This window comes from Clostridium polyendosporum, from assembly GCF_018332455.1.
Taxonomy (GTDB): Bacteria; Bacillota; Clostridia; order Clostridiales; family Clostridiaceae; genus Clostridium_AY; species Clostridium_AY polyendosporum.
In genome coordinates this window covers 130,441-143,024 of record NZ_BOPZ01000005.1, presented here as the reverse complement: position 1 = coordinate 143,024, position 12,584 = coordinate 130,441, and the positions used below count along the sequence as shown (strand labels likewise).

Here is a 12,584-nt window from a genome sequence, read left to right as displayed (position 1 = left end):
ATGGCAGCAAATAAAACTTATAACAATAGCTTAAATTGAGCTAAATACAGGCTTGATTTAAGCTATTTATTTTTATTTAATATAATTTTACAAAGTATAATTTTTATTTTTATATTATCTTCTATAAGTTTAAAGCTAATTGAAATTAATATATTTATACTAATTTTTACACAAGGTTGCATAAAAATTGTTTGTATGGATAGAATTTACAATGAGAATTTTCAGGAGGTTATAATATGAATAAGATTGTTTTATTAGGCAAATTAATTAAAGACCCTGAACTAAGATTAGTTGAAGGCCATGAAAAGGTTTATACGAAATTTATAATTGCTGTAGAAAGAAACTTTAAGTCTTCTGATGGAGAGAGAAAAGCAGACCTTATTCCTGTAACTATATGGGGAAGAAAAGCTGAGGTAGTATGCCAATACATGAAGAAAGGCAGCATAATTAGTCTAAGCGGAAGATTAAGAACTGGAAGCTATGAAGATAAAGATGGAAATAAAAAGTATATAGCGGAGGTTGTGGCAGAAGACTTTAGGTTTGTTGGAAACAGAAGAAACGAAGAAAATGGAGACATGACTAGCGACAATAATAATTAAAAGAATGTGTCGAGTACTTTTTCAGTCTCGGCACATTCTTTTAAGGTTAATATCTTGACAACTTAATTAAATTTTTAAATGATACCTTTAGATAAAACTTCAGACTTAGTTAAGCATTTATCTAAGGCCTTTATTATTATAGTAGATTTTGATATATTACCTATTAATATACCTGCTACAATTTTATTATCCTTAAAGAATAACTTTATATATTTATTATTTAATATATCTTTTGAGGTTATTTGTTCAAGTGAAGAATCACTAAAATCTATTATTCCTGCTGAGAATATATGCGTTCCCATAACACTAAATATTGTTGAAGATACGAAGTTTTTAAAGTAAGCTTCGTCAGATGCAGCATTAGCCCCAGCTACTTTACCCATTTCAATTGCTGCTGGCCAATTACCGAATATTACGCCATCCAGCTCGGCGACATCACCACAAGCAAAGATATCTTTTATATTTGTTTCCATTTTACTATTCACTACAACACCTTTGTCACATTCTATACCAGCGATTTTTGGAAGTTCTATATTTGATCTAATACCTGCTGAAAATAGAAGTAAATCACAATCTAAAACTTTATCATTTTTTAGTTTTACTCCAACAACTTTATTATTTTTAATTATTACTTCTTCACAAATTTCTTCAAGTATTATCTCTATGCCAGAGTTACTAATAATATTCTTAAATATTTGTGAACCTTCTTCATCCAGTTGTCTAGGGAGTAGTCTTGGGAAATGTTCTACTACAGTAATCTTAGGACCCAGCTTATTTAATTCGTAAGCAGCCTCAAGACCAAGAAGGCCTCCTCCAACTACTACTACGTTTTTTGAAATCTTTATTGCTTTTTTTATTTCATAAGCATCATTTAAATTCTTTATTGTAAATACACCATTTACAGATTTGTAGTTAAATGAATTTAGTTCGCTAATATCATTATCTGAATTTGAACTTACCTTAATAGAAGGTATAAAGTTGTAACTTCCATTAGCTAAAATTAACTTATCATAGTTTATTTCCTCATTATTACTTAGTATAATTTTTTTATCTTTAGTATCTATAAGTTTTACAATTGTTCCAAGAATTTGTTTGATGTTATTTTCATCATACCACTTCTTGGAGGTTATATAGAACTTATCGTCTTTAATATTATCACTTAATAAGTCTGAAAGCATAGGTCTAAAATATGAACGAACCTCTTCTTCAGAAATAATCTTTATTAAACATTTGGAATTTCGTTCTCTTATAGATTTAGCAGCATAGAACCCTGCAGCACCATTTCCTATGATAACAAAAGTTTCATTAGTTTCTAGTTTAAAATCTTCCTTTACAGTTCTTTCAATTTCAACGAACTGATCTCTACCAGCACCACAAACTGGGCAAATTTCAGGGGCAATATCATATTCGAAAATTTCACCGCAAACTACACATTTCCACAGCTTGAGCTTGCCATCTCCACTTTTTGCTTTTTCTACTGATAAATTTGTTTCAGGATTATATTTCGAATGTTCTTTTCCTAAAATCATTTTTGCAAAGCCTATACCAAATTCAAAAGCTTTTTGAAGATCTTCTTGCGATGGTTTAAAGTTTATCTTTAATCCTGGTCCATGTATCTCCATTTTCAACTCAGCAAGTCGTGTTTCAATTCTTGGTACAGCCTCCCCACTCCAACCATAAGAACCAAATGCTCCAGCGACCTTTCCACCATGGACTATAGGATTAAGTTTTGAGAGTATATCTCTTATTGGTTCGAGGAGTTCACCAACTATAGTTGGTGAACCAAATAGTATACCATCAGAATCAGAAATATCTAGTAGTATATCTTTCATATCGCAGTGAATTACATTACATAGTTTAATCTCAAAATCACCTACAGAGTTTATTCCATCGGTTATTTTACTTGCTAATTGTTCAGTATATCCATAAGCAGAAACATAGGATATTGTGACTTTCTTTTTTTTATCCTTATTTAATGCAGCAGGAGTACTCCATTCTTTATAAAGATTAACTATTTCCCATGGGTTTTCTCTTAAAATAGGACCATGGCCTGGACATATAGTATCTATTTCTAAGTTTTTTATCTTATCAATAGCTTTTAACACATAAGGTTTAAATGGACCCATAATGCAATCATAGTAATATTTTAATGCTTCCATATAATTATCCGTGTTTAAAATTAAATCATTGTATACTTCTTCAAAACAGTAGTGACTTCCAAAGGAATCACAAGTCATTAATAACTTATCTTCCGGTATATAAGTATAAATTGAGTCTGGCCAATGTAGAAATGGAGCAGATATAAATCTTAATGTTTTATTGCCTAAATTTAAAGTATCACCATCAGAAACTATTATTGATTCGAAATCTCTATTTGCAATTTTCTTCATGAATTTTATTGCTGCTGCTGAACCTACAACTTTAGCTTTAGGTGAAAGCTCTAATAGTTTTACAACTGAACCTGAATGATCTGGTTCGGTATGATCTACAATAATATAATCTATATTATTGATGTTAACATTTAGAGTTTTTAACCTTGTTATATATTCCTCGAAGAACTGCTCCTTAACAGTTTCAAAAATTGCAACTTTTTCATTTCCATTTACAACATATGAGTTATATGTTGTTCCATAGGGAGTATACATAATAATATCAAAAATTCTTAAATTAGGGTCAAGGGCACCAACCCAATAAATATCCTTTTTAATTTCTAGTGATTCCACTTTACAACACCTTCCTTTAAATATCACTTAACATATATTTTTAAAAAATAAACTAGGTTATTTAATAATTATTATTACTTATATAATTTATTATACACATATTATTAAGAAAGTAAATATAGGCTTTTGTTTTTTTTGTTAAAAATTATTTACAACTTTTTATATAAATTTTTGATAAAATAGATGTATATTTTAATAATATACTCAATATCTACTATAAGTTAAAATTATCATTTAGATATCAGATAATGTTACTTATATTAAAAATAAGAGAAAAGGAGTGTACAAATGAGAGAATTATTTTGGGTGTTTTTGCTTTCTGCAGTACCTATTGTAGAACAGCGAGGGGCTATTCCTTTGGGATTTTTTTATGGATATAATCCTCTGTTAATTTTTATTGTAGGCTTTTTAGGAAGTTTACTACCTGTACCATTCATACTATTACTTTTTAATACCATATATAACTGGCTTAAGAAAAATCCTAGATTTGAAAAGGTTGTAGTTCTTATTGATAGTAAAATTAGTAAAAATAAGGGCAAAATCGAAAAGTATAAAGAAATAAGTCTTATAGCTTTTGTAGCTATACCCTTACCGACTACAGGGTTATGGACGGGAAGTGCGATAGCTGCATTTTTAGGATTAGATTTTAAGAAATCATTTATATGCGTAGCTATAGGTGGAATACTATCTGCACTAATAATAACATCTATATGCATGTTTTTTCCTACATTCTTTAATGTTAGAATAGTTTTAGATGCACTTTTTGTGTAAGAGAACACCTATTTTTGGTATTTTTATCAATATTTTTTAAATTTTATATTGCATTTTAGTTTTTATGTGATATAATATAATTAAATACATGATAACGTATTCAAGAGACTTTCAACTATGGTATTATGGGGAATTTAAAGGGATATAATAAGAAGAAAAAGGAGTTGAGTTTTTCGACTCCTTTTTTGTATAAAATTTTTCTATAACTGTTATAAATATAAACAATTTTCTATTACTTTGAATAATTTTTTTACTAATTGATAAAAATACTACTTGAAATTCAAGTGGGAGGGATACCATGAGAAGTAAAGAGTTTATGAAAAAGGTTTATAGAAACTTTGGAGACTTTGTTAGAGTTGCTACATCTAGAGAGTTGCAGTACTTTATTTTAGATGGAAAATACACAAGTGACTTTAATTACAGAATGAAACAACTTACTGAAGAATTAAATAATAAAAGAAAGATAAATGTTGATTTTGTAGTATTTTTCAATACACGCGGAGAGGTATCTATAATTGATGAAGAATTACTTGGTTCTTATGTTGCAGATAGATATAAGGTTGAGATGGTAAATCACTATAGGATATCTAATTTAAACCATATGGTGAAAATGGTGATAAATGGTGGAGAAAGAGCTCAAAAGGACTTTGTATATATAAGTTTTTCTATACTATATATAATATTTAAAGAAGTTTATAAAGAAATAAAATATAGAAAGGAAGTAGGAAATCTTTATAAGGAATTATTCGACATTCCTGAAGGAGAAAATCATCACTTGCCTTTAACAATATGTTCTTTACTTGTTTGTGAAGATATTTGTAGATATTTGGGAATTAATATTGATCTTAAAGATATCATTAAATCGTAAAAATAGAATATATTTAAAAAAAAGTGTCAACATATGTTTCTGAAATTCGACATATAACCACCTTCTGTATTATTCAATAATTCCATAGATGTAAATAACATCCAGCTAGCATAACATTTTCTTAGTTATTGTGTCATATTATAAAGATAAAAAAAATAAATTCAATTCACATTTTGACACAAAAAAAAGGACATCAATGATAGTATTAAAGAAGAGTTCGATAACAGCTCATTAATGAGTGTTATGTAGCTATAAGGGGGATAATTATGAAGGTTGTTGAAAATTTAATTAAATCAGTTAATTGCGATAATATAAGTTACACATATTCTTACAGATTAATAAGAGATAGCTATAAAAGTAATGATGCATATGGAATAGAAATAGAGAGAGCTGATTATAAAAATGACATAATAGTAAATATAGATAGAGATAGAGTAAAGTTAATTTCACCTAACCTTGAAAAGGTTAGAGGTCTTGTTGTAATGCTTTATGAAAATCAAGTTTCACCAATTCATTTAATTGATATTATAGGTGAAAAAGTAGATGAATGGGTTGCGGATTTTGAAAACTCTTCATATACAATAAAAAACTAGTTAAATAAGCTGGGGAAAGTAACGCTACTTTCCTCTTAATTTTATTTTATTATCAATGTTAGTAGCAGATAAACTTAGGCTTTAGTAAAATTCACAAGTATCTGTGCTTTAAATGGTTTTTTATAAAACTATAAGATCTCATTATAAATTTTTTTATCTTTATCATCTATAGTTGATATTGTTTTATGCCAAATTCCTTTTGTAATTTATAGCTTTTTGAATTAACTATAAATTAGTTGTAAAATATTTTTATAGATAACAGCGATATGTGCTAGTTATAAGTTTATATATAATTTATGGTTAAAAAAGCATTGGGGGTAAGGCAATGATATTAGGAGTTGGAGTAGATATAATAGAAATAGAAAGAATAGAAAAGGCTGTAGTTAGAACAAAATCCTTTATTTCAAGGGCTTTTACAGAAGAAGAGGTAAAACTTTTTATCGAAAAAGGGATGAGATCAGAGGTTATTGCAGGAAACTTTGCTGCAAAAGAAGCTATTAGTAAAGCTTTAGGCACAGGGGTAAGAGGCTTTGAGTTTAGAGATATAGAGATACTTAGGGATAAGCTTGGAAAACCTATAGCAAGGTTTCGAGGAAGAGCAAGAATTATAGCAGAATTAAGAGGGGTTAAAAATATACATATAAGTATCTCACACAATAGGAAAGATGCCATAGCGTATGCTGTCTTGGAAGGTGATGAAATTGAGAGTAGCAACATCAGAGATAATGAGAAATATTGATAAAGCTTGTATAGAAAGCCTTGGAATACCTGGTATTGTTCTCATGGAAAATGCTGCTTTAAAGGTTTTAAAGCATATGGATTTAGAAAATAATCACAATTTTGTTGTAGTATGCGGTAGTGGGAACAATGGTGGAGATGGTTTTGCTATAGCAAGACATCTAAAGGTTAAAGGAAAGTGTGTTAAAGTATTCCTAGTTTCAGATGGGAAAAAACTAAGTGATGATTGTGCAACCAATTATAATATATTAAAAAATTTAGGTGTTAAAATACATAATTTAAACAACATTGAGGATTGTACTAGTTTAAAAGATGCTCTACTGAATAGTGATATGACAGTGGATTCACTTTTTGGAACAGGTCTCTCAAGAAAACTTGATAAATTTTATATAGACATAATCTCAATAGTAAATGAGAACAGCAAATATATATTATCTATTGACGTACCATCTGGAATGGATAGCAATACTGGAAATGTATATTGTAACTGTATTGAAGCTAATAAAACTGTATCTTTTGAACTTTACAAAATAGGTTTTTTAAAATGGAATTGTTATAAGTATATTGGTAAAGTTGTAGTGGAAGATATTGGTATACCAAAATTTATAATTGATAAATATCATGAAGGAGTTTTCATTACTACAGAAAATGTAGTTAGGAATAATATACCTTTACGAGATGTATATGCACATAAAGGTGATTATGGCAGAGCTTTAATTATAGCAGGTTCTAAAGGTTTTTCCGGAGCAGCTTATATTTCTACTCAAGCTGCTGTGAGATGTGGTGCTGGTTTAGTAACTCTATGTACCTCAGAAGAACTTCAGTCAATACTATCTGTCAAGCTAGTAGAAGCAATGACATCTTGTTATAAGGATATAGAGAAACTCGTAAATTACATAAGAAAAAGTAATTGTATAGCCATTGGGCCAGGGCTGGGAGATAACCAGTATACATTATCCTTAGTTAAAGAAGTTTTAATCAATAGTAATTGTCCTATTGTTATAGATGCTGATGGTATAAACGTTTTAAAAAGTAATTTAGATTTATTAAAAGGAAGAAAAGCACCAGTAATAATCACTCCTCATCTTGGGGAAATGGCAAGAATTACTGGATATTCAATTGAATATATAAGGGAAAATCGTTTGGAAGTTGCACAACAGTTTGCAAAGGATTATGGAATAGTAGTACTATTAAAAGGATATAATACTATAATTACAGATGGTAGTAAGACTTATATAAACCCAACTGGAAACAGTGCAATGGCTTCTGGAGGAATGGGTGATTGTCTAACAGGAATAATAACAGGTTTAATAGCTCAAGGATTAGCACCTTTTGAAGGAACTGTTATCTCTGCTTTTATCCATGGATATATAGGAGAAAAGTTATCTGAAAACATGTACTGTGTCAATGCAAGTCATGTGTTGGATAAAATACCAGAAGTTATAAAAGATATTATTAAATAAATAAGAAAGCTTATTTATGGATTTGAAGAAATAGTCTTGATTTCAAGTGTTTTTATAAGATTTTCAATTTAATTGTAAACTTGTTATTTAAAAATTAGAATAAATAAATCTAGTAGTTAATAATAGTATTAATGTATAGTCATAATTCTCTGGAGGCGTTATGAAAAGAAATAGACTATTATTAATACTATTATTTTTTATAGTTGGTATAGTTGCAGTAGCTGCAGCTTATCAAAAATTATATAAAATTACACCAGAAGAAATATTAGATGAAATTAAAGATGTAAAGGCATATACAACAGAGGTAACTTACGTAATTAAAAATGCTAGAGGAGAAATAAAAGAACAAAGTATACAATTTTATGACAGAACTATAGGTACTAGAGTAGAATTTGGACAAGATAGAATCCTCATTTATAAAGATAATAAAATTTTTATAAAAGACTTAAAAAGTAATAATACTTATGAAGTGGATAATAACTTTGATCAATTCTATAAACTTGCCTTTCTTAATGAAATAGGTAGGTATATAATACATGATGAAGAATTTAAATATCATTATAGCAATATTGAAGGAAAAAGATTTTTAGTATTAGAATTTAGCACATTAAGCTCGAATGAAAACCTCTATAAAGAAGTTTTTATTATAGATATAGAAAAAAAGAGCCCAAAAGAAATGATAATTTATGATAAAAGGGGTAATGAAAGGGGGAGAATAATTTATAGCAATTACAAAAAAGCAGACAAACTGGATAAGAAGTTATTTGAAATGTAGCTTAATAAACAGTAATTTCAGTAAGAGGTGAAAATATGAACCACATAAGACCTGTTTGGGCTGAAATAGATTTGGATGCAATAGAGTATAACATAAAGCAGATTAGAAAAGTTGCTAAAAGCAAAGAAATTATTGGAGTAGTAAAGGCAGATGCATATGGTCATGGTGCTTTAGATGTAGCTCCTGTGCTTTTGAAAAATGGAGCAGATAAATTAGCTGTAGCTGTTATAACAGAGGCCTTGGAGTTGATAAATAATGGAATAAATGCACCTATAATAATATTAGGATATACTCCATTAGATTTTGCAAAAGACTTAATCCAAAACAATATTGAACAAACTGTTTATAGCCTAGAATATGCAAAAGAATTATCTAAAAAAGCACAAAAGTTAAATAAGATTGTTAAGGTACACATTGCTCTTGATACTGGAATGGGAAGAATAGGTTTTCTTCCGGATGATCAGGGTGTTAAAGATACTTGTGAGATCAGTAGGCTTCCTAATATAGAAATAGCTGGACTTTTTACTCATTTCTCTACATCTGATGAAAAGGATAAGAACTACACCATGAATCAACTTGAAAAGTATACAAGTTTTTATAATAAGCTTGTTAACCATGGAGTAAATATAAAATTGAGACATGCTGCTAATAGTGCAGCAATAATTGATTTACCAGAAACTCATTTTGATGCAGTGAGACCGGGGATAATTCTCTATGGTTATTATCCTTCTGATGAAATCATAAAAGAAAAGATAGATTTAAAGCCTGCATTAACGTTAAAAACTAACGTCGTACATGTTAAAAAGATGCCAAAAGGTATGTACATAAGTTATGGAAGAAAGTTTCAAACAGAGAAAGAAAGCATAATCGCAACACTTCCAATTGGATATGCTGATGGTTATACAAGACTTTTGTTTAACAAGGCTAAGGTTATAATCAATGGAAAGCTGGCACCAGTAGTAGGAAGAATATGTATGGATCAATGTATGGTAGATGTTTCAGAAGTTGGAGATGTAAAAATTGGAGATGAGGTTATTTTAATAGGAGAGCAAAATGGTATTAAGTTTAATGCCGATGATATTGCAGAACTTATAGGAACAATAAACTATGAGGTAGTTTGCATGATCAGTAAAAGAGTGCCAAGAGTTTACACGAAAGAAGATAAAATTGTAAAAATAAGAAACTATATGTAAAAATAAGTAGTTTTTTATAAACAAAAGGAGAAAATCCTTTGACACGATGACATAATTTGATATAATTTATTTATACATATATCACTCTTTTTACATTTATAGGGAGATGAGAAAATTATGTCGTATTCAAGGGAAACGAAAAACTGTAAAATAAATGATGAATATTATGAAAATAATAGTCAATTAAATTGCATGAGAATAATATCATATATTGAGGGGAAAGAAAGCTCAGATTTTTTTGATGCTATGAAACGTGGGTATGAAGAAATGGCAAGCATAAATTTAGAATATGCAGAAATGGGGTCATCTTCATACTACGACGATACAATTGAATACGAGTCATGGCTGTTCGGAGTGTGATATAGGTAATGACAGTTTTAAATGTAAAAAGAGGAGACATTTTTTATGCTGATTTAAGTCCAGTGATAGGTTCTGAACAAGGAGGCATAAGACCTGTTATAATAATCCAGAATGATATTGGTAATAAGTATAGTCCTACAGTAATAGTTGCAGCTATAACGTCTCAAATAAATAAAGCCAAGCTGCCAACTCATGTAGAAATATCTTCGGAGGAATATGGTCTTAACAGAGATTCTGTTGTGCTTCTAGAACAGATAAGAACTTTGGACAAGAGAAGACTTAAAGAAAAAATAGGTCATATGACTGATGACGATATGAAAAAAGTAAATAAAGCTTTATTAATTAGTTTAGCATTAGATTAAAAGACGACAAATGTCGTCTTTTTTTTATGTTTAGAACATAATAGTTTTAGGCTGCTTATTAATATTATGTAGTAGTTTTAGGATTAAAGCCTCATTATTAGTTTATTAATAATATAAATAATCTAATAATAATATATTTATGATATATTATTTTAGATATAAGAATATATTAAATAAGCATATTTTAAAATTTCTATATAAATATGTAAAAAAATGTGGTAAAATGTCTTTTTGTAGAAGGAAATAATTAAAAGTTAAAATAGAGATAATATTTATTGATAATATAAACTATAGGAGGTCTGTTATGAGTAATAAGGTGGAAGAATTAAAAGGGATAGCTAAGGTTATAAGAAAGGATATTGTAACCATGCTTACTGAATCAGGTTCAGGACATCCAGGTGGTTCACTTTCAGCAGCAGACATAGTAACAACACTTTATTTTCATGAAATGAATGTGAATGCAGAAAACCCTAACGATACTGAGAGAGATAGGTTTGTTCTATCAAAAGGACATGCTGCTCCAGTACTTTATAGTGCTTTAGCAAGAAAAGGCTTTTTCAATGTAGAAGAACTTAAGGGTTTAAGAAAATTTGGTTCAATGCTTCAAGGACACCCAAATATGAATGATGTTCCAGGGGTAGATATGTCAACAGGTTCTCTAGGACAGGGAATTTCATCATCAGTAGGTATGGCATTAGCAGGAAAGATAGATAAAAAGAATTATAGAGTGTATACACTTTTAGGAGATGGAGAACTTGAAGAAGGACAGGTTTGGGAAGCTGCAATGGCTGCAGCTCATTACAAGCTTGACAATTTAACAGCTTTTGTAGACTTTAATGGATTGCAGATAGATGGTAAGATTCAAGATGTTATGAATCCAGCACCTATCGATGAGAAATTTAAAGCTTTTGGATGGCATGTTATAAATGCAGATGGCCATGACATAGAAGGATTAATTAACGTTATTGAGGAAGCTAAGAGTACAAAGAATAAGCCAACAGTTATAGTATGTAAGACAGTAAAAGGTAAGGGAGTTTCCTTCATGGAAAATGAAGCTTCATGGCACGGTACAGCACCAAATAGAGAACAATGCGAAAAAGCTTTAAATGAAATTGGAGGGGAAGTTTAATGGCAAAGAAAATAGCAACTAGAGAAGCATATGGAAAGGCATTAGCTGAACTTGGCAAGATAAATGAAAATGTAGTAGTTTTAGATGCAGACCTTTCAAAATCAACAAAGACTGCAGACTTTAAGGATGTTTGTCCAGAAAGATTTTTTAATATGGGTATAGCAGAAGGAAATATGATGGGTGTAGCAGCAGGTCTTGCAACTTGTGGGAAAATTCCATTTGTTAGTACCTTTGCTATGTTTGCTGCAGGAAGAGCTTTTGAACAAATAAGAAACTCTATATGTTATCCAAAATTGAATGTAAAGGTATGTGCTACACATGCAGGGCTTACAGTAGGCGAAGATGGAGCTTCTCACCAAGCAATAGAGGATTTATCTCTTATGAGAAGTGTTCCTAATATGACAGTTATAAATCCATCAGATGATATAGAGACAAAGGCTGCAATAAAGGCAGTAGCAGAATATAATGGACCATGTTACGTAAGACTTGGAAGATTAGCAGTAACTACTATAAATGATTCAGCAGACTATAAGTTTGAAATTGGTAAGGGTGTTATTCTAAGAGAAGGAAATTCTGCTGCTATTATTGCTACAGGTATAATGGTTGAAGCAGCACTTGAAGCCCAAGAAACTTTAAAGGCTGAAGGGGTAGATGTTGCAGTAATAAACATCCATACCCTTAAACCAATTGATAGAGAAATAATATTAAAGGCTGCTAAGGAAACAGGAGCTCTAGTAACTGCTGAAGAGCACAATATAATTGGAGGACTAGGTTCAGCAGTTTGTGAAGTAGTAGCTGAGGAATGTCCAGTACCAGTTCTAAGAATAGGTGTTAAGGATACTTTTGGAGAGAGCGGAAAGCCAGATGAACTTTTAAAAGCTTATGGATTAACTTCAGATGAAATAATTAAAGCAGTAAAAAAGGTTATAGCTCTTAAGAAATAAATTAAGTTTTAGAAACCTTAATAATTGATACTTTACTTGAAAACTTAATAAAATTATAGAAATTCA

Annotated in this window: 13 protein-coding genes; 12 read left to right on the top strand and 1 reads right to left on the bottom strand. The window is 29.8% G+C overall.

The features are described 5' to 3' along the window. Positions 1-236 precede the first annotated feature (236 nt). A complete protein-coding gene (locus tag CPJCM30710_RS04700) occupies positions 237-599 on the top strand; it encodes a single-stranded DNA-binding protein (RefSeq protein WP_212903022.1) in 363 nt (120 codons plus the stop codon). A gap of 74 nt (positions 600-673) precedes the next feature. Here CPJCM30710_RS04700 and CPJCM30710_RS18015 read toward each other — a convergent pair whose 3' ends face one another. After that, a complete protein-coding gene (locus tag CPJCM30710_RS18015; protein ID WP_281413950.1) occupies positions 674-3,322 on the bottom strand; it encodes an FAD-dependent oxidoreductase in 2,649 nt (882 codons plus the stop codon). Between the two features lie 288 nt (positions 3,323-3,610). On the opposite strand from CPJCM30710_RS18015, the gene CPJCM30710_RS04690 reads away from it, so the two are divergent. The 11 genes from CPJCM30710_RS04690 to CPJCM30710_RS04640 all read left to right on the top strand — a co-directional run bounded on the left by CPJCM30710_RS04690 (position 3,611) and on the right by CPJCM30710_RS04640 (position 12,518). Next, on the top strand, positions 3,611-4,093 hold the full coding sequence (locus CPJCM30710_RS04690; protein ID WP_212903021.1) for a COG2426 family protein: 483 nt from the start codon (positions 3,611-3,613) through the stop codon (positions 4,091-4,093). Between the two features lie 298 nt (positions 4,094-4,391). After that, complete coding sequence (locus tag CPJCM30710_RS04685) at positions 4,392-4,961, top strand: hypothetical protein (protein ID WP_212903020.1); 570 nt, start codon at positions 4,392-4,394, stop codon at positions 4,959-4,961. Between the two features lie 266 nt (positions 4,962-5,227). After that, positions 5,228-5,554: a DUF6514 family protein gene (locus tag CPJCM30710_RS04680; protein WP_212903019.1), complete on the top strand. Its 327-nt coding sequence runs from the start codon at positions 5,228-5,230 to the stop codon at positions 5,552-5,554. Between the two features lie 325 nt (positions 5,555-5,879). Continuing rightward, positions 5,880-6,293: a holo-ACP synthase gene (gene acpS / locus CPJCM30710_RS04675; RefSeq protein ID WP_212903018.1), complete on the top strand. Its 414-nt coding sequence runs from the start codon at positions 5,880-5,882 to the stop codon at positions 6,291-6,293. Then, positions 6,256-7,755, top strand: coding sequence for an NAD(P)H-hydrate dehydratase (locus CPJCM30710_RS04670; RefSeq protein WP_212903017.1), 1,500 nt, complete (start codon positions 6,256-6,258; stop codon positions 7,753-7,755). Before acpS ends, CPJCM30710_RS04670 begins: the two co-directional genes overlap by 38 nt. A gap of 160 nt (positions 7,756-7,915) precedes the next feature. Next, a complete protein-coding gene (locus tag CPJCM30710_RS04665; protein ID WP_212903016.1) occupies positions 7,916-8,530 on the top strand; it encodes a germination lipoprotein GerS-related protein in 615 nt (204 codons plus the stop codon). Between the two features lie 35 nt (positions 8,531-8,565). Continuing rightward, a complete protein-coding gene (alr, locus tag CPJCM30710_RS04660; protein WP_212903015.1) occupies positions 8,566-9,723 on the top strand; it encodes an alanine racemase in 1,158 nt (385 codons plus the stop codon). Between the two features lie 117 nt (positions 9,724-9,840). Further along, positions 9,841-10,083: a hypothetical protein gene (locus CPJCM30710_RS04655; protein ID WP_212903014.1), complete on the top strand. Its 243-nt coding sequence runs from the start codon at positions 9,841-9,843 to the stop codon at positions 10,081-10,083. Positions 10,084-10,091: 8 nt separating this feature from the next. Further along, positions 10,092-10,445: a type II toxin-antitoxin system PemK/MazF family toxin gene (locus CPJCM30710_RS04650; protein WP_212903013.1), complete on the top strand. Its 354-nt coding sequence runs from the start codon at positions 10,092-10,094 to the stop codon at positions 10,443-10,445. Between the two features lie 283 nt (positions 10,446-10,728). Continuing rightward, a complete protein-coding gene (locus tag CPJCM30710_RS04645) occupies positions 10,729-11,574 on the top strand; it encodes a transketolase (RefSeq protein ID WP_281413952.1) in 846 nt (281 codons plus the stop codon). After that, positions 11,574-12,518, top strand: a complete 945-nt coding sequence (locus CPJCM30710_RS04640) for a transketolase family protein (RefSeq protein WP_212903011.1) — start codon at positions 11,574-11,576, stop codon at positions 12,516-12,518. The genes CPJCM30710_RS04645 and CPJCM30710_RS04640 overlap by 1 nt, the downstream gene beginning before the upstream one ends. Positions 12,519-12,584 lie beyond the last annotated feature (66 nt).